The sequence below is a fragment of the Brevundimonas sp. genome, from assembly GCF_030704825.1.
GTDB lineage: Bacteria > Pseudomonadota > Alphaproteobacteria > Caulobacterales > Caulobacteraceae > Brevundimonas.
Genome location: NZ_JAUYNX010000015.1, coordinates 107,132 through 133,526, shown reverse-complemented (window position 1 = coordinate 133,526; position 26,395 = coordinate 107,132). Strand labels below are relative to the sequence as shown.

Sequence of the window (26,395 nt, the reverse complement as noted above, 5' to 3'; positions counted from 1 at the left end):
ACGACGGCTGCGCCGCCGTGCGCTCAAGCCCTCTCCCAACGGGAGAGGGGACGGTTGTTCGGGTGGCGTCCACGAGGTGCGATTATCCGTGGGATGCGGCCGAGGTTTTTGGCCGCCGCGCTCTCAAGCGCGCAAGCGCGGTGCAACCCCGGGGCGCCCGCGCCTTCCCGATCCCGGGTCCGCTTTCGCTGCCCGGGATAACGAGGACCTAATGCACCCGCGCCTTCCCGATCGCCAGCCCGCCGTCCCCCGCTGACACGGCGATCACGCTCCCGTCCTCGATCTCCCCCGCCAGCAGCTTCTTCGCGATCGGGTCGACCAAGTCCTTCTGGATCACGCGCTTGAGCGGGCGCGCGCCATAGACCGGGTCGTAGCCCTTGTCGGCCAGCCAGGCGTAGGCGCTGTCGTCCAGAGCCAGCGTCAGCCGCCGGTCGGCGAGCAGTTTTTCGAACCGGGCCATCTGTATGCGGACGATCCCCGCCATCTGGTCACGGCCGAGGCGGCGGAACAGGATGATCTCGTCGATGCGGTTGAGGAATTCGGGGCGGAAATGGCCGCGGACCTGTTCCATGACATAGGGGCGGACGGACTCGACGTCGTCGCCTTCGCCCTGACCCGCCAGGGCCTCGGAGCCGAGGTTGGAGGTCATGATGATCAGGGTGTTCTTGAAGTCGATGACGCGGCCCTGGCCGTCGGTCAGGCGGCCGTCGTCCAGCACCTGCAGGAGCACGTTGAAGACGTCGGGGTGGGCCTTTTCGACCTCGTCGAACAGGACGACCTGATAGGGGCGGCGACGCACGGCCTCGGTCAGGGCGCCGCCCTCGTCATAGCCGACGTATCCGGGCGGGGCGCCGATCAGGCGGGAGACGCTGTGCTTCTCCATGTATTCCGACATGTCCATCCGGGTGATGGCGGCCTCGTCGTCGAACAGGAAGGCGGCCAGGGCCTTGGTCAGCTCGGTCTTGCCGACGCCGGTGGGGCCGAGGAAGAGGAAGCTGCCCAGCGGGCGGTTGGGGTCGTTGAGGCCGGCGCGGGCGCGGCGGACGGCGTCGGCGACGGCGGTCAGGGCCTCGTCCTGGCCGACCACGCGGCGGCGCAGGGCGTCCTCCATCTTGAGCAGCTTCTCGCGCTCGCCCTCCAGCATCTTGTCGACGGGGACGCCGGTCCAGCGGGAGACGACCTGGGCGATCTGTTCGGCGTCGACGACCTCGGGGGTCAGGGGGCCGGATTTGTCGGCTTCCGCGGCCTCGGCGTCGGCGAGTTGTTTCTCGATCTGGGGGATCTGGCCGTAGGCGATTTCTGACGCGCGGCCGAGGTCGCCGGCGCGCTGGGCGGCGGCCAGTTCGGCGCGCAGCCGGTCGAGGGTCTCGCGCAGCTGGGCGCCCTGACCGACCTTCTCTTTCTCGGACTTCCAGCGCGTGGTCAGGTCCTCGGATTCGCCCTCGAGGTCGGCGATTTCGTCTTCCAGCTTTTCGAGACGGGCGACCGAGGCCTTGTCGGTCTCCTTCTTCAGGGCCTCGCGCTCGATCTTGAGCTGGACCAGACGGCGGTCGATCTCGTCCAGCGCCTCGGGCTTGGAGTCGACGGCCATGCGCACGCGGCTGCCGGCCTCGTCGAGCCGGTCGAGGGCCTTGTCGGGCAGGAAGCGGTCGGTGATGTAGCGGTGGGACAGGGTGGCGGCGGCGACGATGGCGCTGTCGCTGATGCGCACCCCGTGGTGGACCTCATACTTCTCCTTGATGCCGCGCAGGATGGAGACGGTGTCCTCGACGCTGGGCTCTTCCACGAAGACGGGCTGGAAGCGGCGGGCGAGGGCGGCGTCCTTCTCGACGTGCTTGCGGTACTCATCCAGGGTGGTGGCGCCGACGCAATGCAGCTCGCCGCGGGCGAGGGCGGGCTTGAGCAGGTTGGACGCGTCCATGGCGCCGTCGCCCTTTCCGGCGCCGACCAGGGTGTGCATCTCGTCGATGAACAGGATGATGCCGCCTTCGGCCGCGGTGACCTCGGCGAGCACGGCCTTGAGCCGCTCCTCGAACTCGCCGCGGTATTTGGCGCCGGCGATCAGGGAGCCCATGTCGAGCGCCATGACGGTCTTGTCGCGCAGGCTCTCGGGCACGTCGCCGTTGACGATGCGCAGGGCCAGGCCCTCGACGATGGCGGTCTTGCCGACGCCGGGCTCGCCGATCAGGACGGGGTTGTTCTTGGTGCGGCGGGCGAGGACCTGGATGGTGCGGCGGATCTCCTCGTCGCGGCCGATGACCGGGTCGATCTTGCCGTCGCGGGCGGCCAGGGTCAGGTCGCGGGCGTAGCGTTTGAGGGCGTCGTAGGCGTCCTCGGCGCCGGCGCTGTCGGCGGTCTTGCCCTTGCGGACCTCGGCGATGGCGGCGTCGAGCTTGTCGGGGGTCGCGCCGACGGATTTGAGGACTTCCGCCGCGACGCCGCCCTCGCGGGCGATGGCGGAGAGCAGGCGTTCGGTGGTGACGAAGGCGTCGCCGGCCTTTTTCGAGGCTTCCTCGGCGCTGGAGAAGACGCGGGCCGTGTCGCCGTCGAGATAGATCTGGCCGTTGCCGCCGGTGACCTGGGCGCGCTTCTTCAGGGCGGTCTCGGTCGCGGCCTCGGCCTTGGCGGGGTCGCCGCCGGCGGCGGTGATCAGATTGCGGGCGAGGCCGTCGCGCTCTTCCAGCAGCACCTTGAGCAGGTGTTCGGGGGCGAACTGCTGGTGCCGCCGGGCCAAGGCCAGCGACTGGGCGGACTGGACGGCCTGTTTGGCGCGGTCGGAGTAGAGGTCGAGATTCACGGCGGCTCCCCGGATCAGGCGGACTGTGCGCTCAAGCACGCCCTTTCAGGAAGCGACGCCTTGAGATGGCGCAAATCTGGGTGTGGCGATCGGGTCACACAAGGGGGCGAACCCCGACCGGGTCAGTTGCCGGTCGGGGGCGCCGAGAAGTCGAACTGTTCCGGCCGCCGCTGGCCGGAGCCGAAGCTCCAAGTGAAGCCGACATAGACCGCGCGGCCGCCGAAGGTCTGGCTGGTGCGATCGGTGAAGGTCGGGGTCTCGATCGTGGTGGTGGCGCCGAACTCGTCGAACAGGTCGCGCACGGTGGCCTGGAAGGACCAGTCCTGATTGATCTTGCGCCGGTAGCCGAGGTTGAACAGGGCAGCCTGCTCGCGCACGCCCTGGGCCAGCAGCTGGTCGCCGGTCCAGATGCCGGACACCTGCAGGAAATCCTTCTGGGTCGGCGACCAGTTGAGGGTCAGTCGGCCCGAGACGCTCTCGCCCTCGCGGTCGGCCGCGCCGGGGAGGCCGCCGGCGTCGATCTCCTGACGGAAGGCGTTGATGCTGGCGTTGTAGCGCAGGGTCGGATGCAGGGCGCCGTTGGCGACCAGCTCCAGCCCGGTCGAGGTGCTGGAGCCGAGGTTCTCGGGCCGGGTCAGGAAGACGCCGCCGCCGATGTCGCTGGTCACCGGGGTGAAGGCGTCCTGGGTGTCGCGGTAGTAGAGGGTGGCCTGGTAGAAGGTCTGCTGGACCCGCTTCTGCCAGCTCAGCTCCAGCGAATCCGTCTCCTGAGGCAGCAGGTCGGGGTTGCCCGAGCGGTAGTTGAGGTTGTCCTGGTAGGTCAGGAAGGGGTTCAGGTCCTGCGGGCCCGGCCGCTGGATGCGCCGGCTGTAGCTGCCGCGCAGGGTTTCGCCCTCGCCGATCGTGTACGACAGGTGCATGGTCGGATAGGCGCGGAAATAGTCGTTGGACGACTGGATGTTGGTCGTCACCTGGTCGAGGTCGATATTGGCCTGTTCCAGCCGCAGGCCGAACTGGGCCGACAGCTTTTCGCCGAACGGGCGCTCCCAGGTAGCGTAGACGGCGTGCACCGCCTGGTCGACGTGGAACTCGTTGGAGACGATCGGATCGGGGACCAGGGCCCCCGGCGACGGGCCGCGGGCGACGGAGTTGTCGAGCTCCAGATTCAACGCCTGCAGCTCGTAGCCGAGGCGCAGACGGCCGCCGTCGGACAGAGGGCGGACATAGGCGCTGGTGATTCCCAGCTGGTTCTGGCGGTTCCGGTTCTCGACGGCTTCATAGAAGGTCGGGGACGCGGGTATCTGCTGGTCGACTTCGGTGTCGAAGCCGAAGATGAAGCGGTTGCGATCGTAGCGGACCTCGTTGGACCATTCGTGGCCCTGGCTGTCGAAGCGGCGCAGCACCCGCGCGGTCGCGCCCGAGAACTGGCCGATGAAGCCGCCGGCCGAGTCGCGGCGATAGGCGGTGGCGATGCCACCGAGGGCGTCGTCCGCCTCGTAGAGGTCGACGGCTTCGGCGAGGCTTTCGACGTCGGTGTGCCGCAGCTCGCCGACCAGCTGGGTCTTGTCGTCGAGATTGTGCTCGGCCGCGAGGCGCAGGAAGACGACGTCGGAGGCACCGTCGATGATCTGGGACTGGCGCGATTCGAGGAACTGGCCCGAGCCGGAGTCGAGGCGCGTGCGCAGCCGCTCGATCTCCTGGATGAATCCGTCGTGACGCACGCCGACGTCGGCCGTCAGGGTCGTCTTGCCGATGACATGGGCGATGTTGCCGCCGAAATTATAGCGGCCGTCGTCGCCGATGTTGGCGCGCAGCGAGCCGGTGGTCGTCGCGCCCGGACGCACGGCATTGGGCTTCGAGATCAGGTTGATCACGCCGCCGGACCCCTCGGGACTGTAGGCGGCGGAGGGATTGGTCATCACCTCGATGCGGGCGTACTGGCTGGCCGGAATCTGCAGCACCATCTGGCCGCGGCTGGGGCCGTTGAACTGGGTCGAGGGCCGCCCGTCGACGAGGATGGTGACATTGGCGTCGCCGCGCAGGCTGACGTTTCCATCCGGATCGACCTCCACCGAGGGCACGTTGCGCAGGGCTTCAGCCAGCGTTCCGGTCGCGGCCTGGAGATCGTCCGCGAGGCTGTAGCTGACCGAGTCGATAGAGGTGCGGACGTCGGACGTCCGACCCTGGACGACCACGTCCTCGATCGTCGCCGCGTCGTCCGCGGACTCTTGGGCGTCCTCAGCCGGAGCCTCTTCCTGCGGAGCGGGCGTCGCGGGCGCCGGGGTTTGGGGCTGCGCCTGGGGCCGGGCCGCTGGCGCGGGCGTCTGGGCGAAGGCCGCGCCCGACGAGGTCGCCAGAGCTGTGCCGACGAGCAGCAGGAACCGGATTGAAGTCATAACGTGCGCCCCCCTGCGCGTGGTCGGGGCATTGCGGCCCGTCAAGTTTCCTTTCCATAGCGCCCGGCCCGAGCCGGAGCGAGTTACATCTTTTTCATTACGCCGCCGTCAGAACCGGCCGCCTTTCCGCCGCGGGTTGACGATCGTCCCGGGCGGTGATGACGGCGGGCGGTGGACGCGATAGCGTTCGCGCCGAACCCTGTCGGGAGCCCCTGCATGTCCATCCGCCTCACGCGCCGCGCGGCGCTGGTTTCGTCCGTCGCCGGAGCGGCCGCCCTGCCGTCGATCGGCTGGGCCCAGGCGGCGGCCAATGACGGCGCCTCTCTGGCGGACCAGGTCGACGCCTTCGTCAGGCAGGCCATGGCGGCGTTCCCCGACCAGCCGGCGGTTTCGGTGGCGCTGGTCAAGGACGGGCAGGCGGTGCTGACGCGCGGCTATGGCGTGCGGGCCATCGGCGGGGCGGCGGTGAACGAGCACACATTGTTCGCCATCGCCTCCAACACCAAGGCGGTGACCTGCGCGGCCCTGGCCATCCTGATCGACGAGGGCAAGGTGAAGTGGGACGAGCCGGTGCGGACGTATCTGCCCGGGTTCAGCCTGTCGAAGCCCGAGCTCAACGACATGGTCACGGTGCGCGATCTGGTCAGCCACCGGATCGGCTTCGGACTCGGCGCCGGCGACCTGCTGTTCTGGCCCAACAGCGACCGGACGCGGGCCGAGATCATGGCCGCCGTGCCCCACGTGCCGATCGAGGACAGTTTCCGGACCAGCTACCACTACTGCAATCTGATGTTCGTGGTGGCCGGCGAGGTGGTCGCGGCCGCCTCCGGCATGGCGTGGGAGGATTTCGTCCAGACCCGGATTCTGGACCGGCTGGGCATGAGCGAGACCCTGCCGCTGATGACCGCCGCCGATCCGGCGAAATCGGCCCTGCCGCACGGCCGGCTCGGGCCGCCGCTGCGCTACCAGGGCGAGATGCAGACCATCGGCCGGTCGATCCAGGAAGTCTGGAACTGGTCGTCGGCCGGGGCGGCGGGCGGCTTCGTCACCACGCCGGTGGACTGGGCGAAATGGATCGCGGTGCAGCTGGCGCGCGGCGAACTGCCGGACGGGACGCGGCTGTATTCCGAGGCGCGCGCGAACGAGATGTGGCGGCCCAACATCATCATCTCCAACTCGGCCGGGCCGACCGAGACCCTGCCGGGGCGGGCCATCGCCTCGACCTATGCGACCGGCTGGCAGGTGCAGGACTATCGCGGCGAGCGGATGATCACCCACGGCGGCGGGGCGCCCGGCTATGTCTCGGGCACGGTGCTGATCCCGGGACGGAATGCCGGCTTCAGCTATTTCACCAACGCCGAGGAGAGCTTTCTGACGCGGGCGCTGCGCAGCGGCATCGCCGACATCGTCATGGGCAAGGCCGGCTTCGACTGGATCGCGGACGGCCGGCGGCTGAAGGCCGAGGGCGATGCGAAGTCGGTCGCGGCGGCGGCGGAGATCGACGCGAAACAGGCCGCGGGCGCGCCGCCCTCCCTGCCGCTGGCCGCCTATCGCGGGATCTGGCGCGATCCCTGGTACGGCGACATCGTCATCGAGGCGCGGGATCTCCAGCTGTGGCTGCGCTTCAGCCGCACCCCGGCTCTGCAGGGCCCGCTGGAGCCCTGGGACGGCGACACCCTGCGGACCCGGTTCACCGACCGGCGCGAGGAGGACGTCTTCATCGCCTTCACGCTGGAGAACGGGGTCCCCGTGTCGGCGACCATGAAGGCGGTCAGCCCGGACGCGGACTTCAGCTACGACTATCACGACCTGCGTCTGACGAAGGTTTGAGCCGATGATCGAACTCGCATTCGTCCTGGCGCTCGCCAGCGGCTCGCCGCAGGCGCAGGAGGTTCCGGCGCCGCCCGCGTGCCGGGGGGCGTTCGAAACCATCGACTGGCAGGCCTGCGCCGACGCCTCGGGCCAGGGCACGCCCGGCTACGCCTTGGCCATGATCAACCTGGGCACCCGGGCCTATGTCGAGGGCGATTACGCCTCGGCGCTGAGGTTCTATGACAAGGCCGAGCAGGCGGGTCAGAGGATCCAGTCGGACGTCATCTTCCACACCTTCCGCGGCGACACCTACCGGCACGCCGGCCGTGAGGCCGAGGCCTTGGCGGACGCGCGTCTGGCATGGCTGATGCTGATCGATGATCCCTCGGTGGCGGGCGACCCGCGCGATCGCCGTCCGATCGACGACGCGCTCCGCTTCTTCGTGCTGGTGCGCATCCTCGCGACCCTGAAGACGGGCGACGCGGCGATGTTCGAGTCCGCGCGGGCGATGTTCATCGCTCTGCCCGTGGAAGGCGCCGACGCCTTGAGCAACCGCGCGGGCGCTCTGGAGCAGCTCGGCGAATTCGACGCGGCCCTCGTCGACAGCAAGCGCGCGGTGGATATGCAGCCGGACGATCCGGGTCCGCTGAACAACCACTGCTACATCCTGATCCGGGCCGGACAGGCGGAACAGGGCCTGCCCTACTGTGAACGGGCCGTCGCCCTGGCGCCGGAAATCGCGCCCATCCGGCACTCCTACGCTTCGGCCCTGGCCGCCATGGGGCGCTGCGCCGACGGCCGCCGCCAGCTGGCCGAGGCGCGGCGGCTGGATCCGGGCAGCGCCCTCTATCGCGAGCCGATGGCCTGCACGCAGAAGAACTGAGCCGCCGCCGGGCGGAACCTTCCGCCGCCGCGCTTCGTTCCGCCCCGCGCTTGCCGCGGCGGGGGCCGTGAGCGTGGGGGGGCTGAATGACAGAAGCGGCGGCCTCAACGGTCCATGATGAAGGGCGCTACCGGCTGCTGGTCAACGCCATCACCGACTACGCCATCTATATGCTCGGGTCCGATGGACGGATCGCCAGCTGGAACGCAGGCGCCGAGCGATTCAAGGGCTATACGTCGTCCGAAATCGTGGGCGAGCATTTCTCGCGCTTCTATACCCCCGAAGACCGCGCGGCCGGCCTTCCCGCCGCAGCGCTGCAGGAGGCGGCCACGGAAGGCCGGTTCGAGCAGGAGGGGTGGCGGGTCCGGAAGGACGGCAGCCGCTTCTGGGCCCATGTCGTCATCGATCCCATCCGCGACCCCGGCGGCGGGCTGATCGGCTACGCCAAGATCACGCGGGACCTGACCGAGCGGAAAAACGCAGCCGAGGCCCTGCGTCAGAGCGAACAGGAGTTCCGGCTGCTGGTGCAGGGCGTCACCGACTACGCCATCTACATGCTGGATGAGGGCGGGCGGGTCTCGACCTGGAACATCGGCGCCGAACGCATCAAGGGCTACCGGCCGGAGGAAATCGTCGGCCGGCATTTTTCGGCCTTCTACACCGAGGAGGATCGGGCCGCCGGGGCTCCGGCCGCGGCCCTTGCCACGGCCGCGCGGGAGGGCCGGTTCGAGACCGAGGCGTGGCGGGTCCGCAAGGACGGCACCCGGTTCCGCGCCCATGTGGTGATCGACGCGATCCGCAGCGAGGACGGCGCCCTGCGGGGGTTCGCCAAGGTCACCCGCGACGTCACCGAGCGGGTCGAGGCCGCCAAGGCCCTGGACGACGCCCGGGAGGCGCTGTTCCAGTCGCAGAAGACCGAAGCGATCGGCCAGCTGACGGGCGGCATCGCCCATGACTTCAACAACCTTCTGATGGTGGTGCTGGGCAGCCTGGAGCTGGTGCGCAAGCGGGTGGCCTATGATCCGCGCGTCACGCCCCTGATCGAGAACGCCATCCAGGGCGCGGAACGGGGCGCCGTCCTGACCCAGCGGATGCTGTCCTTCGCCCGCAGGCAGGAGCTGAAGTTCGGGGCCGTGGACGTGCCTTCGCTGATCCGGGGCATGTCCGAATTCATCGAGCGGACGATCGGCTCGAACATCGATGTGTCGGTGCGGTTTCCGCCCGGCCTGCGAAGGGTGCACACGGATCCGTACCAGCTGGAGGCCGCGCTTCTGAACCTGGTGGTCAACGCCCGGGACGCCATGCCGTCGGGAGGGACGATCACCATCATGGCCGAGCCCGAAGAGCCCGAGAAACTGCCTCCCGGCCTCTCCGGCGACGGCGACTATGTCCGGATCAGCGTGCAGGACACCGGCGAAGGGATGGACGAGGAGACGCTGAAGCGTGTCACCGAACCCTTCTTCACCACCAAGGGCGCCGGCAAGGGGACGGGTCTGGGCCTGTCCATGGTCCACGGGCTGGCCGAGCAGTCCGGCGGCCGTTTCGCCATGGTCAGCCGCAAGGGGGAAGGCTCCACCGCCCATATCTGGCTTCCGGTCTCCACCGCGGCCCAGGGCCGGGCGACGCCCGGGGATGCGCCGGTCCGGGCGGGCGAGGGGGGGAGTCTGCGGATTCTCGTCGTCGACGACGACCAGCTGGTGCTGACCAACACCATCGCCATGCTGGAGGACCTGGGCCATGTGGTGGTCGCGGCGGCCTCGGCCGCGGACGGCCTGGAGGCGGTCCGGCGGACCGCGGAGATCGACCTGGTCATCACCGACGAGGTGATGCCGAAGATGAGCGGCTCGCAGATGGCGGCCGAAATCCTGAAGGCCCGGCCCGGCCTGCCCATCGGCGTCGTCACGGGCTACGCCGACCTCGCCGACCGCGGCAGCCGGCTGAGCCTTGGCCTGCCGCGGCTGGCCAAGCCCTTCACCCAGGAGGCGCTGGCCGGCTTCGTCGACCAGATCATGCCGGGCGAGGCGCTGGCGGACGCGTCCTGAGCGTCAACGGACCAGTTCGAGAATCTCCAGCTTGGAATCGACTTTCGGCCAGGGGATGACCAGTCGCCAGCGGTCGGCGCCGATGCGCTCGAAGACGCCGACCTGGTCGCGAATATTCTGCTCGCCGTAGCGGAGGAAGCTGGTCTCATCCATGCCCCATGCCGCGGCGCCGACGTAGACCAGCCGGCGATCCGTGTCCGGATAAAGCAGGCCGCGGGTGCGCTGGGAGCCGGTGACCTTGGTCAGGATCAGGTCGCCGCCTGCAGTCAGCTCGATCGTGCAGCGGAAGAACGGATATTCGAGATAGCCCAGCCCGCCGGGAGTGTTGGTCCCCAGCTTGATGGCGCGGCAGCGGTAGGTTCCCGGCGGGGGCTGGAGGCGGTCCGCCTGACCGGCGTTGGGGTCGACGAGGGGGCCGAGAGCCTCGACCTTTTCGGCGAACCCCTTGTCCTCGGCCTCGGCGCGGCCGAGGCGCCAGGCCTGGTCGAGACGGCCCAGGCTGGCGGCGTCGGCGGCGGAGACGACCTGCCGCCAGTCGGCGGTCCCGCCCTGCTCGCCTTCGGCGGGCGGGCCGGCCGGCGAAGGCGAGGACGGCGGGGCGCCGGTCGCCTCGGGCGGCGGAAGGGCCGCGGGCTCGCCGGGCGCCGGCGCGGAGGTTTCGCCGCAGGCGGCGAGCAGGACCGCGAGCGTGGCGACGGCGATGAGGGTTCGCATCCGGAGGACTCCGCTGAAGGGCCGAGCCGTTCAAACGGATGGAGGCCGGCGAGGTTCAGCCTCGCCGGGCTAAGGTCGTCGGTCCTTCGGACCTCCCGACCGGACGCGGCGTGGATCAAGCCGGGACCAGCTCGATCAGGTCGAGGTTGGACTCGGCCTGGGGCCAGGGGATGACCAGGCGCCAGCGGCGCTCGCCGATCCGCTCCAGCACCGCGATCAGGTCGCGGTCCGGGCGCTGGCCGTAGGAGTTGGCCGGCGGTTCCGCCGCCAGCGACATGGAGCCCAGCATCACCATCTGGCGGTCGTCCTCCGGGAAGAGGAGCCCGCCGGGCCGCTGGCTGCCGGTCAATTTGGAGAATTTCAGCCCGTTCGGCGTGGCCTCGATGCGGCAGGCGAACCAGCCGTAGACGACATAGCCCAGGCCATCCTCGCCGCCCTGGGAGCCCAGTTTGACGGTGCGGCAACGGTAGTCGCCGGGCGGGGGGGCGACCGAGGGCCGCTGGGCGTCGGGCGCGATCAGTTCGCCGAGCGCGCGCAGGTCGCCCGAGCCCGGCTGGCGTCGCGCCTGCTGCAGGGCCAGGGACCAGGCGGCGTCGCGGCGGCTGTAGCGGTCACGGTCGGAGGCGGTGACGATGCCGCGCCAGTCGCGCAGGGCGCCGGACCCGCCGGGCGGCGGCGGAGGCGGCGGGGTCGAGGCGCAGGCGGCGAGGACGAGGGCGGCGACGAGGATCAGGGCCGGGGACCGCGACAGGCGTGACATGGGCGCTCCGGAACAGGTCGGGGCGCTCTTTGGGCCAGTCATGGGCGGCGGCGTCAAGCGCGCGCTCGTGTCGCGGGCTCCCGGCGGGGTCAGGTTCCCCTGTGGGGCGGCGACCGGGGTCAGTCCCCGGCGGGAACCTCGGCCTTGCGGCGCGGCGCGCGGCGCTTGGGCGCGGGAGCCTCGTCGGAAACCGGGGCCTCGACGACGTCCGGAACAGCGGCCGGCGCGGGGGCGGCCGAACGGGTCAGGAAGCCCGGCAGGGCGGAGGGACCGTCGTCGGTCGCCACGCCGGCGTCGCGACGAGGACGGCGTTCCGGGCGTTCGGCGCGGGCGGGACGTTCGACGGAGGCCGCGGGGGCTTCGTCGGCGACTTCGGCCGGCGCGGCCTCGCCCTCCGCGCGGGGCTCGCCGCCTTCGCGGTCGAAGCGGGCGTTGCGTTCCAGCTGGCGGCGTTCCCAGCGTTCGCGGCGGGTCTCTCGACGGCTGCCGTCGGCGTTGACGCCCTCGCCCTCGGGGCGGGGCTCCCGCGGTTCGCGGGGCTCGCGCGCTTCACGGTCGGGGCGCGGCTGGTCGTCGCGGTCGCGCCATTCGCGGCGGGGCTGTTCACCCTGACGGTCGTTGGAGCGGTCGCGCTCCTCGTTCTCGCGCTGGCGGGCCTCGATCTGGGCCACGCGGTCGGCCTCGACCTTTTCGGCGGCCATGATGGCGGCGGCCTGGGCGCCGGTCTCGTCCTCGAAATCGATGTCGAAGCCTTGGCCGGCCAGTTCGCGCTGGGCGATCTCGGACACCGGACGCGAGGGCTGCAGCGCGCGCAGGACGCGGAAATAGTGTTCGGCGTGCTGGGTGTAGTTCTCGGCCAGCACCCGGTCGCCGGCGGCCGAGGCGTCGCGCGCCAGCTGCATGTAGCGCTCATAGACGGTCTGGGCGTTGCCGCGGACCTTGATGTTCTCGGGGCCCTGGGAGTCCCAGGACCGGTTCGGATTGGTGGCGTTGGCGTTGTTGTTGCCGCCGCCGCTCCCGGGCTTCCTGTTGCGTCCGCGCTGACGCTTCATGCCCTTGAAATCTCTCATCGGAGGCTACCGTGCTTTGTGTGGGGACGGGCGGGCCTGCGAGGTGCAGCCTGTCGCCGTCCGTGTCGTCGTTCCGCTTCGCGCGAGGCCAATCCCCGCTGACGATGTGATCGGAAATCCGTTGCCGCCCCGTGGTCCGCCGGGCGACCTGGCCCGACCGTCACTGCCCTGAGCGCGCGTGGATGGGCCAGAAGCGGACCAAGGCGTGCGTTTTGGGTGGGAGACAGGCGAAGACTTAGCGCGGGCGGGGCCGGTTTCCAAGGGGTAGTTTTCGGTCGCCTACATCTTCGGAATGGGATTGGTCCGTGGGTCGGGACCGTTCGTGACCACCCGGTCGCGGTCGGACAGGTCCTTGACGACGATGACCCTGTCGAAACCCGCCGCCTCGAACAGGGCCTTTACCTGGGGGCCCTGGTCCCAGCCGATCTCGACGGCGAAGATCCCCTCGGGGCGGAGGATGCGGCGGATCTCGGGGGCCAGTTCGCGATAGGCGGTCAGGCCGTCGGGGCCGCCGTCCAGCGCCAGCAGGGGATCGTGGTCGCGTACCTCGGGGTCGAGGCCGGGGATGTCGCCCGAGGGGATGTAGGGCGGGTTGGAGACGACCAGGTCGAAACTGTCGTCGCCGAAGCCCGCGGCCCATTCGGTGCGCAGGAAGGTCGCGCGGTTGTCGAGCTCGAGATTTGCGGCGTTCTCCCTGGCCACGGCCAGGGCCTCGGAGGAGACGTCCGTGCCGACGCCGCGGGCGCCGAATCGCTCGGCGAGGGTCGCCAGCAGGATGGCGCCCGAGCCGGTGCCCAGGTCGATCATCTCGAAGGCCTTGTGCGGCGGGAAGGCCAGCATGACGACGTCGAGGATGGCCTCGGTGTCCGGGCGGGGGCTGAGCACGTCGGGGGTGACGTTCAGCATGATCTTCCAGAAGCCCTTCCTGCCGAGGATGCGCGACACGGGTTCGCGGCGCAGGCGGCGCTCGACGAAGGCGTCAAGGGCGGCCTGCTGATCGGGGGAAACGGCGCGGTAGGGATCGGTCAGGATATCGGTGCGCGAGCAGCCGGCGGCGACCTCGAGCAACAGACGGGCGTCGATCGAGGGGCTGTCGATGCGGCCGGCCTTGAGCGTGGCGGTTGCGGCCTTCCAGGCGCTGACGAGCGTTTGGGTCATGTCATCTCCACGCGGTCGCCGACGCGCACCGTTCCGCCCGCCGCGAGGGTCGCATACAGGCCGCACCAGCGGTGGCCATACTGATCGAACAGCGCCGGGACCAGATCGAAATCGCGCTCGGCCGTGTCGGGGTCCACATGGGTGGCGGCGCAGCGGACGATGGGTTTGACCCCGCGCAGGCGCGCGCCGCCCAGGGTCAGGTCGCGGTCGGCGCCCTGGTTCTCGATCCAGGCCGGCCAACCCTCGACCCAGACATTGGCCCGGAAACGGCGCGGATCGAGCGGGCGGCCCACGCGGGCCTCGAAATCGCGCACGCTGGCGAGGTTGAGCAGGGAGATGCGGCCCAGCGGATGGTCCATGAACCGGTGGTCGAGACCCTCGGCGGAGACCAGCCGCAGGGGGCCGGAGACGGCGTCGCCGAGCACGGCGGTCAGCCAGGACTCGAAGGCGGCGCGGGACACCGGCTCGTCGACGGCCACGGCGCGGTCGGGATGACCGGCGGCGGCGACATGCAGGATGCGGGCGGTCTCGTCCCAGTGCGTTCGGACGCCGGCGACCTCGGCCGTGCGCATCAGGACGGTGAATTTCTGCTTGGGCAGGTGTTCGGGCGCGGCGCGGTCGAAGCCCGAGGGGCCGTCCTCGACCGCGAACATCCGGTCGCCGGGAAACCAGCCGCCGGTCGGCAGCTCGGCGGCGTCCAGCGGCTCGGGCGTGAAACCCTTGACCGGATGCCGCCACAGGGCGGCGACGACGCCTTCGGCGGACGCAAGCGGTGTCTCGGCCATGGCGCTTCGTGCCGGAGCATGGCCCCCTGCGCAAGCGGCGGAACGCAGGCGCCGGAGGAGCCGTTGTGGCCGGAATGCAGAAACACTCGAAAAAGGCCAGCGGACCCGGCGCCTGGGCGATCATCGGGGCGATCGCGGGCGGACTGGCGGCGGGCGGCGGGGTGGCGCACCTGCTGTACACCCGAGGGCACAAATTCGGGCTGGAGCTGCGGAAGGAGCGGCCCGACCCCCTGCCCCCTCGCCCGCCGACGCCCGAGGAATTCGACACCAGGGACCCGGGCCGGGGCCGGTTGGCCCAGCGGCCCGAGCATATCCCGCACAAGGGCTGGGTCGACATCTTCTGGCGGCTGGGCATGTCCTATTTCGGCGACCGGATCGGATTCCTCGCCGGCGGCGTGACCTTCTTCGTCATGCTGTCGCTGTTCCCGACGCTGGCGGCCTTCGTGACCGTCTACGGCCTGTTCGCCGATCCGGCGGACGCGCCGGCGCGGGTGTCGTTCCTGTATTCGGTGATGCCCCCGGGCGTGGCGCAGTTCCTGTCGGGCGAGATGCAGCGTCTGGCCGAGAATTCGAACACCCAGCTGACCTTCACCCTGGTCTGGACCCTGGCCCTGTCGCTGTGGACCGCCAACGGGGCGATCAAGGTGCTCTTCTACGGGCTGAACGTCGCCTATCACGAGGTCGAGAAGCGCCACATCGTGAAGTACAATCTGATGTGCATGGCCTTCACCGTCGGCGGCCTGGCTTCGATCCTGATCACGGCGGGCCTGATCGTGGGCGTGCCCCTGATTCTCGGGGTGTTCGGCTGGGCGGCGGAATGGAGCCATCTGGCGCCGCTTCGCTGGCCCGTGCTTCTGCTGGTCTATGGCGCGGCCCTGACCCTGATCTACCGTCTGGGACCGTGCCGGCAGAAGGCGCGCTGGCGCTGGCTGACGCCGGGCGCGATCTTCGCCGCCCTGCTGAGCCTGACCCTGTCGCTGGTGTTCAGCTGGTATCTGCAAACCTTCGTGCGCACGGCCTCCTACGGGCCGCTGGCGGCGATGATGGGCTTTTTGCTCTGGACCTGGCTGAGCGTGCAGATCATCCTGATGGGGGCCGAGCTGAACGCCGAGATCGAGCACCAGACGGCGATGGACACGACCACGGGCGACCCGCGGGCGATCGGCGAGCGCGGCGCGGTGGTGGCCGATACGGTCGGACCCCGGCGCGGCTCGCCGGCGGCGCTGGCCTTCACGCTGAAGCATGCCGAGGCGCTGTCGGACCGGCTGCTGAGGCGGCGAGCCCGCAAGGACCCGGAGAACCTCTAGCCGAACTCGGCTTCCAGGTCGGCCAGACGGGCGGCCTGATCCTCGGCGATCAGGGCGTTGAGCAGGGGATCGAGGTCGCCCTCGAGGATCTGGGGCAGGCTGTGCAGGGTCAGACCGATGCGGTGGTCGGTCACCCGTCCCTGCGGGAAGTTGTAGGTGCGGATGCGCTCGGAACGGTCGCCCGAGCCGACCTGGGATTTGCGCGAGTCCGAGCGGGCGTCGTCCTTCATCTGGCGCTGCATGTCGTAGAGGCGGACCCGCAGGTTCTTCATCGCCTTGTCGCGGTTCACGTGCTGCGACTTCTCGGACGAGGTCACCACGATCCCGGACGGGAAGTGGGTGATGCGCACGGCGGAATCGGTCTTGTTGACGTGCTGGCCGCCCGAGCCCGAGGCGCGGAAGGTGTCGATGCGGATGTCCTTGTCCTGGATGTCGATCTCGACGTCCTCGACCTCGGGCAGGACGGCGACGGTGGCGGCCGAGGTATGGATGCGGCCGCCGGCCTCGGTGGTCGGAACGCGCTGGACGCGGTGGACGCCGCTCTCGAACTTCAGCCGGCCGAAAACGCCGTCGCCGGTGACGGTGGCGATGATCTCCTTGTAGCCGCCGGCCTCGCCCTCGGTGGCCGAGTCCAGCTCGACCTTCCAGCCGCGGGTGGATGCGTAGCGGGAGTACATGCGGAACAGGTCGCCGGCGAACAGGGCCGCCTCGTCGCCGCCGGTGCCGGCGCGCACTTCGAGCACGGCCGAGGCGTTCTCGTCGGCGTCGCGCGGGGCCAGCAGCAGGGCGACGTCGCGTTCCATGCCCGGCAGGCGCTCCTTCAGCGCCTGCAGCTCGTCGGCGGCCATCTCGGCCATTTCCGGATCGGCGGCCATGGCCTCGAGGTCGTCCATCTCGGACCGCATGCGGGCCAGCGCCATGACGGCGTCGGCCACCGGCTTCATCTCCGCATGCTCCTTCGACAGACGCACGATCTCCTGGCCGTCCGAGGCCGCGCCCATCCGCGCCTCCACCTGGTGGAAGCGGTCGAGCACCTGATCGAGCCGGGCCTGGGGCAGTCGCAAGGGAGAAGCGCCTCTTCGGAAGGGAGGCGGGTCTTTACTCCGCCGGACGCGCTCCTGTCGATGCGGGGCGCGCCAGCACGGTTCCGCGTCCGAGGTCGTGGCGCAGCTCGCCGTGCCCGGCCCAGTCCAGAACGGCCTGGATATAGCCCTCGGAATAGCGGGTCTCGATCCTCGATCCGTCGGCGCCACGCTCGAATTCGATGATGCCGTGGTCGGCGTCGGGGTACTGCAGCAGGGTGATCGGACGACCCTCGGCGGCGAGCATCGTCAGCCGCTCCCGCGTGCCCTCCGGCGGGGCCTCGGTGTCGTCGGCGGCGAGGATCCACAGGATGGGCGCATCGGCCGAGCGCAGCACGGGCATGGGGTCGTAGTCCCACAGGATGCCGATATCGAGTTCGTCCTTCATGGCCGTGATCTGCTCGTTGGTGGACTTGAGCAGCACGGAGCTGAAGTCGCCGCTCAGGTCGTTCCACCATGGTTCGGAAGAATAGCGGGCGCGGACGGCGTCGAGGCCGGCGAAGCCGACGGCGCCGTTCGAACGGACGAAGGCGGCCGTGACCTCGTGGATCTCGCGGGCCGTGGCGACGACGTCGGGACCCCAGCCCTTGGCTTCGAGATCCTGACGCATCTCCTCGCGGTCCTCGGCCAGAACACCCTCGGCCATGCCGAAGCCGACGACGACGAAATCGACCGGGGTCAAGGTCGCGGCCAAGGGAGCGACCCAGCCGCCCTGGCTGCCGCCGTGAAGACCGATGCGGCCCGCGCGCGAGCCGGCCAGGCGCCGGGCCTCGACGACCGCGGCCGCCGCGTCGCCGGCCAGCAGGTTGAAGTCCTGGGTGTAGCGGCCTTCGGACCCGCCGGTGCCGCGCTTGTCATAGACGAACACCCCGACGCCAGCGGCGGGCGACAGGCGCTGAAACCAGTTGAAGTCCCGGGCGCTGGACGATTCCGATCCGTGGACCTCGACCATGACCGGAGCGGGACCGTCGCCCGGCGGCAGGATCAGGCGGCCTTTCAGCAGGACGCCGCCGGCGCCCGCGAATGTGGTCTCGACCGCGGTCTGTTCGACCCGCCGGGCCTCGCGGCCGTCGAAGGTCAGGCGGCCGTCGCCGCAGGCGCCGAGCTGCACCTGCGAACCCTGGACACGGTCGGACCAGCCTTGGGTGTTCTTCCAGCCGCCGTCGGGCAGGGGCGTCAGGCGGCCGGTCTGGCCGTCGAGCGTGCGCCAGCGTCCGCCGGGCCCGGTCACAGGCGCGATATCGACCAGCCCCCTGTCCTCCATCCGGTAGAGGCCGACGTGGCAGGCGAAGGCGGGATCGGCCGGGGGCGCCGAATTGGCGGCCTGAAGAGACGGCGGCGGAGCCGGGGGCGGAGTCTGGGGCGGCGTCCGGGCCGCCGACTGCCCGGCCATGGCCAGCAGCGCCGTGAGGATCATCACACCGGGAGCAAGTCGCATGCGGAACTCCTTCAGACCCGGCACGGCTAGGGGCGGCCCGGAAGGCGGTCCAGTTACGATTTTGACAGGCAGCCGGGCGCGCAGGGCGATGGCGCGATCGTGACCTGGCCTCACAAGCCCGTCAGCCGCGCTTCCGTTCGCCGCCCCGGGCCCCCAGGTTCGCCCCGGGCAAGGAGCGGAGGGCGCATGTTCGACGGAAGGCTGAACGCGAAGATCGGAGGCGGAGGCGAACTGGACCGGCTGCGGGCGAGGTACGACGGCCTGCTGGCCGAACCGCCGGTCCCACCCGGAGCGGAGGCCCTGGCCGAGCTGGCTGGCATGGCGCGCATCTTCGACCTGGATGGATCGCGGCCGCCGGCAGAGGTCTGGCGCGATCTGCGCGCGGTGCTGACGCGGCAGGGCGGCCCGGTCCCCGCTGCGGGGACCGCGGTTCCCGCGCACCGGCCCCTGACCCTGATGATCGTCGAGGACGACCCGGGCATGGCCTCCGATCTGACCGAGATGCTGGCCGGAGCGGGTCATGGCGTGATCGGCCCGTTCTCGGATGCGGCGGCCGCCAGGACGGCGGCGGGGCTGCACGCGATCGATCTGGCCTTGCTGGACATCAACCTGGCCGGCGACGGCGACGGCGTCGACCTGGCCCGGACGCTGACGCGGACATGGGGCGTTCCGGTCATCTTCCTGACCGGCAATGTCGAGGCGGCGGCCCGGCACGCCCGGCTGGCGGCCGCCCTGGTGCTCAAACCCTATGGGGGCCGGGATGTGTTGGACGCCATCGCCCGAACGGTCGCCAGCGGAGCCGTGGCGCCCTGACGGCGCAACCAAAGGCCCGGCAAAGCTTTGCGGAACGAGGCCAGGCTGTGCGATCGGACTGAATGGAAACCTTTCTGCTGTTTTTCGTCGTCGGCGTGGTGGCCCAGTCGGTCGATGGCGCCCTGGGCATGGCCTATGGGGTGATCTCGTCGTCGGTTCTGCTGGCCTTCGGCGTGCCGCCGGCCATGGCCTCGGCCAGCGTCCACGGGGCCGAGGTCTTCACCACGGCCGCCTCGGCCGGCAGCCATATCGCGCATCGCAACGTGGACTGGCGGCTGCTGCTGCCGCTGGCCGTCGCCGGGGTGATCGGCGGCTGCGTCGGCGCCTATGTGCTGACCGGGATCGAGGGCGACGTCATCAAGCCGTTCGTGGTCGCCTATCTGGGGGTCATGGGCCTCTACATCCTGTGGCGGGCCGGCCATGACATCCTGCTTCGCCACATCCCGTCATGGGTCACCTGGCCGCTGGGCCTGGTCGGCGGCTTCCTCGACGCCGTCGGCGGGGGCGGCTGGGGACCGACCGTGTCCTCGACCCTGGTTGGGGCCGGGCAGGAGCCGCGCCGGGCCATCGGCACGGCCAATACGGCCGAGTTCTTCCTGACCGTGGCCATCAGCGCCACCTTCGTCTGGGCGCTGATGACCGGTCACTGGGCCGACGCCGGGGCGCTGGAGAACCATGCGACGGCGGTCGGCGGTCTGGTTGTCGGCGGACTGGTTGCGGCGCCCTTCGCCGGGCTGATCGCCAAGCGGGTGCCCAGAAAGGCGATGACCTATGCGGTCGGCGCGGTATTGCTGCTGCTGGCGGGCTTCCAGGGATTGCAGCTGGCGGGAATGGTGGCCTGAAAGGAAAGAGGCGGGACCGGCTTTTCGCCGATCCCGCCCCGCGCATCAGCGCGCCGTGCTGCGGAACCGCTGCAGGAACTGTCTGATGTTCTCCTTGATCGACTTCTCGTTGGCCAGACGCAGCCGCTCGACCCCGGCGAAAGCCTCGCCCATGGTGGCGGTGCCTGTGGCGGCGACCGTGTCATTGAAGACCACGCGGCCGTCGCTGGTCACCGAGTACTGGATGCGGCTGGTCACGGACATGTCCAGACCCATCATCGGTTGGTTCAGCTCGATCATGTTGGCCGTCACGACCATCGGCGGACCGTCCGCGCCCATGTAGCCGGCGGCGTCGAGCGAGGCCTCGAGGGCGGTCTTGAAGTCCTCGTTGGAAACCTGGGCCGAAAACATCGGATTGGTTTCACGGCCGCCGCTGACGATCACCGAGGTCACCGACCTGTAGCCGAGATCGCTCGCAGCCGCGGTCAGACCTGGCGTGGCGGGGAGGCTCATCGCCTCGGGCCGCGAGGGGGTGGCGCAGGCGGTCAGGCCCATCAGGGCGGCGACGGCGGCGACGGCGGCGAGGCGCCGCGCGATGAGGACGCCGTTCACGGCTGTTGTCCGCTGGCGGCGGCGGCCTGACGCGACGCCTCGGCCTGGTCGGCGTCCCAGCGCGCCTGTTCCGCCGGGGTGCGCAGGGTCACGACCAGCGGGTTGGGAGTCAGGTCGTTCAGAGCGCCTGACGAACCGTCGACCACGGCGCCGATCACGCCGCCGAAGATGACGTTGCCGGCCAGGCCGGCGGCCCCGCTGCCGGAGATGCCGCTCTTGATGTCGTGCGTCTGGGTGGCGTAGCCGTCCATCGACACGGTGGCGCGGAACTCGTCCTTGCGCGGCATGCGGAAGGTGCAGGGCGTGGCGTCGCACTGGAAGCCGTTCGAGGTCGAGACACGGGCGCCGGGCGGCGTGCTCTCGACGGTGAACTCCTGGCTGGAGCCGCGCGTGATGGTGGCGCAGGCCGGCAGGGAAAGCGCCACGCCGACGAGCGTGAGCGCGCGCACGCCGAAGCGCGCATAACGGTTTGAAATCATGATGGCCCCCAAGAAGACAGAGCTCACCCCCCGGCGAGCCTGAACAGCTAGATGGCAGCGGCTGCCGGGTCGGTCAATCACCAAAAAGTGGCGGATCCAATCAACCGGGGCGCGTCTCCGCGAAGCTGGGCCGTTCCTCGAGCGCCGCCTGCAGCGCCATCAGCCGGGGCCGACGGGTCGACAGATCGAAGCCGGGGTGCCGAAAGCCGATCCAGGTCGCGGCGACGCCGGCGGTGATGACGCCCATATCGATCCCGCCGGGATCCGGCGCGGCCGCCTCGAGGGCGTCGAGCGCCCGGGCCATGTTGCCGGTCCAGCGGTCGATCCACGACGGCGACCGTTCGTGCTCGGGGCGGCGCAGTTCCAGCACCAGTTTGACCCCCATCTCCAGCGCCTGGTTCCCGAGGGTTTCCAGCCGCCGCACGCGCAACCGTTCCGGGCCGTCGGCGGGCAGCAGGCGCGGGCCGGAGCCGAGGCCGTCGAGGTATTCGCAGATCACCGGGCTGTCGTTGATCGGCAGGCCGTCCCCGGCGATCAGGGTCGGGACCTGGACGACGGGGTTGGAGGCCAGCAGTTCGGGCGCGTTCGCATAGGGATCGACCGCGATCTCCTCGATGCGGCTGGCCAGGCCCTTCTCGCGGGCGACGATGCGGCATTTGCGGGCGTAGGGGGACGGTGCGGTGATGTAGAGTTTCATGTCACTCGGCGGCTTCGAGGGCGGCGTTCCGCGCGGCGTCCAGTTCGGCGGCCTTGCGTTCGACCAGGTCGACGATGTGATCGATCATGCCGTCGTTGTGCTGTTTGTGGGCCATCTTGCCGTTGACATAGACCATGCCCGAGCCGGCGCCGCCGCCGGTGAAGCCGACGTCGGTGTAGAGGGCCTCGCCCGGGCCGTTGACGACGCAGCCGATGATCGACAGCGACATCGGCGTGGTCACATGGGCCAGCTTCTCTTCCAGGATGCCGACGGTCTCGATCACGTTGAAGCCCTGACGCGCGCAGGACGGGCAGGCGATGATGTTGACCCCGCGGTGGCGCAGACCCAACGATTTGAGGATGTCGAAGCCGACCTTGATCTCTTCCACCGGATCGGCGGCGAGGGAGACGCGGATGGTGTCGCCGATGCCGGCCCACAGCATGTTGCCCATGCCGATGGCGGACTTGATCGTGCCCGAGCGCAGCGGGCCGGCCTCGGTGACGCCGAGGTGCAGGGGGCAGTCGATGGCCTCGGCCAGTTGCTGGTAGGCGGCGACGGTCAGGAAGGGGTCGGAGGCCTTCACCGAAATCTTGAACTCGTGGAAGTCGTGATCCTGCAGGATCCGGGCGTGGCTGAGCGCGCTCTCGACCATGGCCTCGGGACAGGGCTCCCCGTATTTCTCCAGCAGTTCCTTCTCCAGCGAGCCGGCGTTGACGCCGATGCGCATCGAGCAGCCGTGGTCCCTGGCGGCCTGGATGACCTCGCGCACGCGGTCGGGCGAACCGATGTTGCCCGGGTTGATGCGCAGACAGGCGGCGCCGGCCTGGGCCGCCTCGATGCCCCGTTTGTAGTGAAAATGGATGTCGGCGACGAGCGGGACCCTGGACTCGCGGGCGATGGTGCGGAAGGCGGCGGTGGACTCCTCGTCGGGGCAGGAGACGCGGACGATGTCGGCCCCGGCCTCTTCCAGCTGGCGGATCTGGTCGAGGGTCGCCGCCGCGTCCGAGGTCGGCGTATTGGTCATCGACTGGACGCTGATCGGGGCGCCGCCGCCCACGGGCACGCTCCCGACCATGATCTGGCGGCTCTGGCGGCGCTCGATATGGCGCCACGGGCGAATGTGAGAAAGGTCAGCGCTCATGAGGCCTCCAGCATAGGCCTTCGATTGCGGCATGGCCACGACGGGCGGTGTCGCAATCAGCCGCCCGTGACGTTGACGACGGCGCTCTGGACGGAGGCGGCCTGGAGTTGGGCCTGGGCTTGGACGGCGGCGGCGCGGGCGGCCTCGGTGCGGGCGGCGACCTCGGCGGCGGCCTGACGGCCCAAGGCCTGGGCGCGGGTGTTGAGCTGGGCCAGGGAGGTCTGGGCCGCCTGCAGGGAGCCGCTGTGCTCGCCGTTCAGATAGACGTCGAAGGCCGTCGGATCCGAGACGTCGAGGGTGGCCGACACGCCGGCCGGGGCCCGCCAGGCGTCGCCCGCGGCGAGCTGGCGCGCGAACAGGGTGGTGCCGTCGCCGATGCGCACCACCAGATAGGCCGATTTGCGCGCCTGAAGGACCACCTGGGAGGCGCTGGCGGAGGCGCCGTAGATGGCGCCGCGGGGATTGAAGGCGCGCTGCACCGGCGGCGCGCTGGCGGCCGCGGCGGCGAGGGCTTCGGGCGAGGCCGGATCGAGGCCGGTCAGCTCGGCTTCCAGCCCCGGGGTGATGTACAGGGCCGGAATGGTCTGGTCCGGGGGCGCGGGGCGCGGGGCGGTCAGGCGCAGCGAGGCCGACTGGCCCGGCACGGCGCCGAGGGTCCAGCTTTCGGGAATGGCTGCGATGTCGGACGGTTGCGGCGCCCGCATCAGGCTGACGCGCTGGAAGACGTTCCAGCCGACCACGGCCACGACCAGGGCCAGGCCGGCGGCGATCAGGCGGGGCGAATAGCGCTTCACCTCTTCGAATGCGACGCCGACAGGGGCCTGCAGCGGCACGGAGGGGTCGGGGCTCTCGCGTTTGAACCGCTCGACCGCCAGCTGCTCGTCCAGACCCAGGGCGCCGGCGTAGGCGCGCACATAGCCGATCGAGAAGACCCGGTTGGGCAGGGTGGAGAAGTCGTTCTGTTCCAGCGCCGTCAGATAGCGGGCCGGAACGCGCGTGAGGCTGGACAGCTCGGCCAGCGACCGGCCGGCGTGCTCCCGGGCGATGCGCAGGCCGTCGCCCAGAGTCGGCGCATCGGTGACGGAAGGAACGACATCCCTCCAGTCTGGATGAGCTCCAAGCTCTTCGGGGCTGTTCCCCGTATCCAGCGCCATTACGCCTGACCCCACACTCGACTCGCGAGAGGATTCCTCGCGCGACGCCGTACTCGAACCCGGGGCCTGTATCATATCGGGATGACAGTTCGGGCCTGCCCCCGCAGACCACCCGGTTCCGCCTTGTGGATAACTCATTTGAGTCGACCGATCAACGATTTGTTAGGCATCACGGGCCGTATCGGACCGGGACGGTTCAGATCGCGACGTTCAATTTTCGGGCCAGGGATTCCAGTTCGCCCCGGATCGAGCCGGCGGACGATCCCAGCAGGTTGGCCATGCCGCGGCGGGCGGCCGGCAGGTCCGCCGACAGGATCATCCGCTTGACCGGGCCGACGCCGCCGGCGGGCGCCGACAGCCGGGTATAGCCCAGGGTCAGCAGGGCGAAGGCCTCCAGCGGCCGGCCTGCCATCTCCCCGCAGACCGAGACCGGCGTGCCGGTGTCGGCGCATCGCTTCTGGATCTCGGCGAGGGCCCGGAGCGCCGGGGGCGACAGCGGATCGTAGCGATCCGACACAAGCGGATTGGTGCGGTCGGCGGCGAACATGTACTGGAACAGGTCGTTGGTGCCGACCGAGACGAAATCGGTCAGGGGCAGAAGCGCGTCCAGGTGCCACAGCAGGCTGGGGCATTCGATCATGGCCCCGACGCGCAGCAGGGCGGGCAGGGCCCGGCCCCGGCGCTTCGCCCAGGTGCATTCGACGTCGACCAGGTCGCGCGCGGCGCGGAACTCGTCGACCGTGGCGATCATCGGGAACATGACCCGCAACTCGCGCCCGGCGGCCGCGGTCAGCAGGGCCCGCACCTGCAACCTCAGCAGCCCGGGGCGGTCGAGGCCCAACCGGATGGCGCGGCGGCCGAGGGCCGGATTCTCTTCCCGCTCGGTCTCCAGATAGGGCAGGACCTTGTCGCCGCCGATATCGAGCGTGCGGAAGATGACCGGGCGGTCGCCGGCGGCGTCCAGCACCAGGCTGTACAGGGCGGTCTGGCTGTCGAGGCGGGGCAGTTCCTCGGAGACCATGAACTGGAATTCGGTGCGGAACAGGCCGATGCCCTCGGCCCCCGTGGCGTCGAGGTTCTCCAGGTCGACGGCGAGGCCGGCGTTGGTCAGCAGGGTGACGCGGGTCCCGTCCGCAGTGACCGCGGGGACGTCGCGCAGCCGGGCGAACTCGGCCTGACGTTCGCTGCGGACCTCCATGCGCGACTGGACGGCGGCCAGCATGTCCGGACGAGGGCGCAGATAGGTCTCGCCGGTCTCGCCGTCGACGATGACCAGGTCGCCTTCGGACAGGCGATCGCGCAGGCCCATCAACCGGCCGACGCAGGGAATCTGAAGCGCACGGGCGACGATGGCGGCGTGGCTGGCTGCCGACCCTTCTTCGAGAAGCAGGCCCCTCAGCTTGTGGCGGGGATATTCCAGCAGGTCGGCGGGGCCGAGGTTGCGGGCCACCAGGATGGCGTCGTCGGGCAGGTCGCGCTCGCCGGGCTTGTCGCCCGCCAGGACACGCAGCAGCCTGTTGGCCAGATCCTCGAAGTCGTGCAGCCGCTCCTTGATGTAGGGGTCGCGCGCCTTGGCGAAGCGGGCCCGGTGCTCGTTGCGGACGCGGTCGACGGCGGCCTCGGCGGTCAGGCCGGTGCGCACCGCCTCCTCCAGCGACCGGTTCCAGCCCCGGTCGTCGGCGAACATCCGGTAGGTTTCGAGCACCTCGAACGAGATGCCCGCCAGCTTGCCCTGACCGCCTTCCAGCAGGGAATCGATATTGGCCTTGAGCCCGACCAGGGCCTCGCGCAGGCGGACTTCCTCGACCTGCGGATCCTCGGCCAGCAGGTTCTCGGGCGGGACCGGGGCCTCGTGCAGCACGACGCGGCCGTAGGCCAGGCCTTCGGCGAAGCGCTGGCCCTTGAGCCGTTCGGGCCGGTGCGGCGCCACCTCGATGTCGCGCAGTTCGTCCTGGGCCAGCAGTTCGCCCGAGGCCACGGTCTCGGCCAGGACCATGGCGATGGTCTGGATGTCCTCGACCTCCTCCTCGTCGTAGCGCCGCTCGGAGCGGTTCTGGACGACCAGAACGCCGATCGCCCGGCCGCCGCGCAGCAGGGGCGCGCCGAGGAAGGCGTGATACGGATCCTCGCCGGTCTCGGGGCGATAGGCGAAGCTGGGATGGGACGGCGCGTCCGACAGACTGATCGGCTGCGCCAGGCGGGCGACCTCGCCGACCAGACCCTCACCGGGGTTCAGCCGGGTCTTGTGCACGGCGGCGGGGTTCAGGCCCTGGGTGGCGAACAGTTCCAGTTCGCCGGAAGCGCGGCGCAGATAGATGGAGCAGACCTCGGCCACCATCGACTGGGCGATGGTGCGAACCACCATGTCGAGGCGATCCTGGGCCGGCGCCGCCCCGGCCATGGCCTCGCGGATCTGGCGAAGGAGGTTCCGCGG

21 protein-coding genes are annotated in these 26,395 nt (G+C 70.3%); 6 read left to right on the top strand and 15 right to left on the bottom strand.

Translation table 11 applies throughout. The features are described 5' to 3' along the window. Positions 1 to 208: 208 nt before the first annotated feature. Together clpB and Q8Q71_RS08465 are read right to left on the bottom strand one after the other, a co-directional pair. Entirely contained in the window at positions 209 to 2,797 is a 2,589-nt protein-coding gene (clpB, locus tag Q8Q71_RS08470) for an ATP-dependent chaperone ClpB (RefSeq protein WP_305759208.1), read from the bottom strand. Positions 2,798 to 2,919: 122 nt separating this feature from the next. After that, positions 2,920 to 5,193, bottom strand: a complete 2,274-nt coding sequence (locus Q8Q71_RS08465; RefSeq protein WP_305759148.1) for a TonB-dependent receptor domain-containing protein — start codon at positions 5,191 to 5,193, stop codon at positions 2,920 to 2,922. A gap of 216 nt (positions 5,194 to 5,409) precedes the next feature. Between Q8Q71_RS08465 and Q8Q71_RS08460 the strand changes: the two genes are divergently transcribed. The 3 genes from Q8Q71_RS08460 (at position 5,410) to Q8Q71_RS08450 (ending at position 9,930) form a co-directional block, all read left to right on the top strand. Further along, positions 5,410 to 7,023, top strand: coding sequence for a serine hydrolase (locus Q8Q71_RS08460; RefSeq protein WP_305759147.1), 1,614 nt, complete (start codon positions 5,410 to 5,412; stop codon positions 7,021 to 7,023). Between the two features lie 4 nt (positions 7,024 to 7,027). Then, on the top strand, positions 7,028 to 7,888 hold the full coding sequence (locus Q8Q71_RS08455; protein WP_305759146.1) for a hypothetical protein: 861 nt from the start codon (positions 7,028 to 7,030) through the stop codon (positions 7,886 to 7,888). A gap of 86 nt (positions 7,889 to 7,974) precedes the next feature. Further along, complete coding sequence (locus Q8Q71_RS08450; RefSeq protein ID WP_305759145.1) at positions 7,975 to 9,930, top strand: PAS domain-containing sensor histidine kinase; 1,956 nt, start codon at positions 7,975 to 7,977, stop codon at positions 9,928 to 9,930. A gap of 3 nt (positions 9,931 to 9,933) precedes the next feature. On the opposite strand, the gene Q8Q71_RS08445 is transcribed toward Q8Q71_RS08450, so the two are convergent. The 5 genes from Q8Q71_RS08445 to Q8Q71_RS08425 all read right to left on the bottom strand — a co-directional run bounded on the left by Q8Q71_RS08445 (position 9,934) and on the right by Q8Q71_RS08425 (position 14,417). Further along, on the bottom strand, positions 9,934 to 10,644 hold the full coding sequence (locus tag Q8Q71_RS08445) for a DUF4893 domain-containing protein (protein ID WP_305759144.1): 711 nt from the start codon (positions 10,642 to 10,644) through the stop codon (positions 9,934 to 9,936). A gap of 115 nt (positions 10,645 to 10,759) precedes the next feature. Further along, positions 10,760 to 11,404, bottom strand: a complete 645-nt coding sequence (locus tag Q8Q71_RS08440; protein WP_305759143.1) for a DUF4893 domain-containing protein — start codon at positions 11,402 to 11,404, stop codon at positions 10,760 to 10,762. 119 nt (positions 11,405 to 11,523) lie between these two features. After that, entirely contained in the window at positions 11,524 to 12,474 is a 951-nt protein-coding gene (locus Q8Q71_RS08435) for a DUF4167 domain-containing protein (RefSeq protein ID WP_305759142.1), read from the bottom strand. Between the two features lie 279 nt (positions 12,475 to 12,753). After that, a complete protein-coding gene (prmC, locus tag Q8Q71_RS08430) occupies positions 12,754 to 13,632 on the bottom strand; it encodes a peptide chain release factor N(5)-glutamine methyltransferase (RefSeq protein ID WP_305759141.1) in 879 nt (292 codons plus the stop codon). Continuing rightward, positions 13,629 to 14,417 carry an MOSC domain-containing protein gene (locus Q8Q71_RS08425; RefSeq protein ID WP_305759140.1) on the bottom strand — a complete coding sequence of 263 codons (789 nt, stop codon included), beginning with the start codon at positions 14,415 to 14,417 and terminating at the stop codon, positions 13,629 to 13,631. The genes prmC and Q8Q71_RS08425 overlap by 4 nt, the downstream gene beginning before the upstream one ends. Positions 14,418 to 14,491: 74 nt before the next feature. On the opposite strand from Q8Q71_RS08425, the gene Q8Q71_RS08420 reads away from it, so the two are divergent. Next, positions 14,492 to 15,724 (top strand): YihY/virulence factor BrkB family protein, encoded by a 1,233-nt coding sequence (locus tag Q8Q71_RS08420; protein WP_305759139.1) that lies wholly within the window; start codon positions 14,492 to 14,494, stop codon positions 15,722 to 15,724. Here Q8Q71_RS08420 and prfA read toward each other — a convergent pair. Both prfA and Q8Q71_RS08410 read right to left on the bottom strand, forming a co-directional pair. Further along, positions 15,721 to 16,788: a peptide chain release factor 1 gene (prfA, locus tag Q8Q71_RS08415; RefSeq protein ID WP_305759138.1), complete on the bottom strand. Its 1,068-nt coding sequence runs from the start codon at positions 16,786 to 16,788 to the stop codon at positions 15,721 to 15,723. The genes Q8Q71_RS08420 and prfA overlap by 4 nt on opposite strands. A 34-nt stretch (positions 16,789 to 16,822) precedes the next feature. Beyond that, positions 16,823 to 18,244 (bottom strand): S9 family peptidase, encoded by a 1,422-nt coding sequence (locus Q8Q71_RS08410; protein WP_305759137.1) that lies wholly within the window; start codon positions 18,242 to 18,244, stop codon positions 16,823 to 16,825. Between the two features lie 186 nt (positions 18,245 to 18,430). Here Q8Q71_RS08410 and Q8Q71_RS08405 point away from each other — a divergent pair, with 186 nt between their 5' ends. Together Q8Q71_RS08405 and Q8Q71_RS08400 are read left to right on the top strand one after the other, a co-directional pair. Continuing rightward, positions 18,431 to 19,057, top strand: coding sequence for a response regulator (locus tag Q8Q71_RS08405; RefSeq protein WP_305759136.1), 627 nt, complete (start codon positions 18,431 to 18,433; stop codon positions 19,055 to 19,057). A 62-nt stretch (positions 19,058 to 19,119) separates the two neighbouring features. After that, positions 19,120 to 19,899: a sulfite exporter TauE/SafE family protein gene (locus Q8Q71_RS08400; RefSeq protein ID WP_305759135.1), complete on the top strand. Its 780-nt coding sequence runs from the start codon at positions 19,120 to 19,122 to the stop codon at positions 19,897 to 19,899. A gap of 45 nt (positions 19,900 to 19,944) precedes the next feature. On the opposite strand, the gene Q8Q71_RS08395 is transcribed toward Q8Q71_RS08400, so the two are convergent. From Q8Q71_RS08395 to ptsP, 6 genes are all read right to left on the bottom strand, one after another. Beyond that, positions 19,945 to 20,490: a hypothetical protein gene (locus Q8Q71_RS08395; protein WP_305759134.1), complete on the bottom strand. Its 546-nt coding sequence runs from the start codon at positions 20,488 to 20,490 to the stop codon at positions 19,945 to 19,947. Beyond that, positions 20,487 to 20,969 carry a translation initiation factor 2 gene (locus Q8Q71_RS08390; RefSeq protein ID WP_305759133.1) on the bottom strand — a complete coding sequence of 161 codons (483 nt, stop codon included), beginning with the start codon at positions 20,967 to 20,969 and terminating at the stop codon, positions 20,487 to 20,489. The genes Q8Q71_RS08395 and Q8Q71_RS08390 overlap by 4 nt, the downstream gene beginning before the upstream one ends. Positions 20,970 to 21,069: 100 nt before the next feature. Continuing rightward, complete coding sequence (locus Q8Q71_RS08385) at positions 21,070 to 21,666, bottom strand: glutathione S-transferase family protein (protein ID WP_305759132.1); 597 nt, start codon at positions 21,664 to 21,666, stop codon at positions 21,070 to 21,072. 1 nt (position 21,667) lies between these two features. Next, positions 21,668 to 22,807 carry a flavodoxin-dependent (E)-4-hydroxy-3-methylbut-2-enyl-diphosphate synthase gene (ispG, locus tag Q8Q71_RS08380; RefSeq protein ID WP_305759131.1) on the bottom strand — a complete coding sequence of 380 codons (1,140 nt, stop codon included), beginning with the start codon at positions 22,805 to 22,807 and terminating at the stop codon, positions 21,668 to 21,670. A gap of 56 nt (positions 22,808 to 22,863) precedes the next feature. Continuing rightward, complete coding sequence (locus Q8Q71_RS08375; protein ID WP_305759130.1) at positions 22,864 to 23,961, bottom strand: helix-turn-helix domain-containing protein; 1,098 nt, start codon at positions 23,959 to 23,961, stop codon at positions 22,864 to 22,866. Positions 23,962 to 24,157: 196 nt separating this feature from the next. Then, on the bottom strand, positions 24,158 to 26,362 hold the full coding sequence (gene ptsP, locus Q8Q71_RS08370; RefSeq protein ID WP_305759129.1) for a phosphoenolpyruvate--protein phosphotransferase: 2,205 nt from the start codon (positions 26,360 to 26,362) through the stop codon (positions 24,158 to 24,160). Positions 26,363 to 26,395 lie beyond the last annotated feature (33 nt).

Bases quoted from the DNA above. Each gene is read 5' to 3' on its own strand.
- Q8Q71_RS08465 (WP_305759148.1), bottom strand. From the start codon at position 5,193: ATGACTTCAATCCGGTTCCTGCTGCTCGTCGGCACAGCTCTGGCGACC.
- Q8Q71_RS08460 (WP_305759147.1), top strand. From the start codon at position 5,410: ATGTCCATCCGCCTCACGCGCCGCGCGGCGCTGGTTTCGTCCGTCGCC.
- Q8Q71_RS08455 (WP_305759146.1), top strand. From the start codon at position 7,028: ATGATCGAACTCGCATTCGTCCTGGCGCTCGCCAGCGGCTCGCCGCAG.
- Q8Q71_RS08450 (WP_305759145.1), top strand. From the start codon at position 7,975: ATGACAGAAGCGGCGGCCTCAACGGTCCATGATGAAGGGCGCTACCGG.
- Q8Q71_RS08445 (WP_305759144.1), bottom strand. From the start codon at position 10,644: ATGCGAACCCTCATCGCCGTCGCCACGCTCGCGGTCCTGCTCGCCGCC.
- Q8Q71_RS08440 (WP_305759143.1), bottom strand. From the start codon at position 11,404: ATGTCACGCCTGTCGCGGTCCCCGGCCCTGATCCTCGTCGCCGCCCTC.
- Q8Q71_RS08435 (WP_305759142.1), bottom strand. From the start codon at position 12,474: ATGAGAGATTTCAAGGGCATGAAGCGTCAGCGCGGACGCAACAGGAAG.
- prmC (WP_305759141.1), bottom strand. From the start codon at position 13,632: ATGACCCAAACGCTCGTCAGCGCCTGGAAGGCCGCAACCGCCACGCTC.
- Q8Q71_RS08425 (WP_305759140.1), bottom strand. From the start codon at position 14,417: ATGGCCGAGACACCGCTTGCGTCCGCCGAAGGCGTCGTCGCCGCCCTG.
- Q8Q71_RS08420 (WP_305759139.1), top strand. From the start codon at position 14,492: ATGCAGAAACACTCGAAAAAGGCCAGCGGACCCGGCGCCTGGGCGATC.
- Q8Q71_RS08410 (WP_305759137.1), bottom strand. From the start codon at position 18,244: ATGCGACTTGCTCCCGGTGTGATGATCCTCACGGCGCTGCTGGCCATG.
- Q8Q71_RS08405 (WP_305759136.1), top strand. From the start codon at position 18,431: ATGTTCGACGGAAGGCTGAACGCGAAGATCGGAGGCGGAGGCGAACTG.
- Q8Q71_RS08400 (WP_305759135.1), top strand. From the start codon at position 19,120: ATGGAAACCTTTCTGCTGTTTTTCGTCGTCGGCGTGGTGGCCCAGTCG.
- Q8Q71_RS08390 (WP_305759133.1), bottom strand. From the start codon at position 20,969: ATGATTTCAAACCGTTATGCGCGCTTCGGCGTGCGCGCGCTCACGCTC.
- Q8Q71_RS08385 (WP_305759132.1), bottom strand. From the start codon at position 21,666: ATGAAACTCTACATCACCGCACCGTCCCCCTACGCCCGCAAATGCCGC.
- ispG (WP_305759131.1), bottom strand. From the start codon at position 22,807: ATGAGCGCTGACCTTTCTCACATTCGCCCGTGGCGCCATATCGAGCGC.
- Q8Q71_RS08375 (WP_305759130.1), bottom strand. From the start codon at position 23,961: ATGGCGCTGGATACGGGGAACAGCCCCGAAGAGCTTGGAGCTCATCCA.
- ptsP (WP_305759129.1), bottom strand. From the start codon at position 26,362: ATGGCCGGGGCGGCGCCGGCCCAGGATCGCCTCGACATGGTGGTTCGC.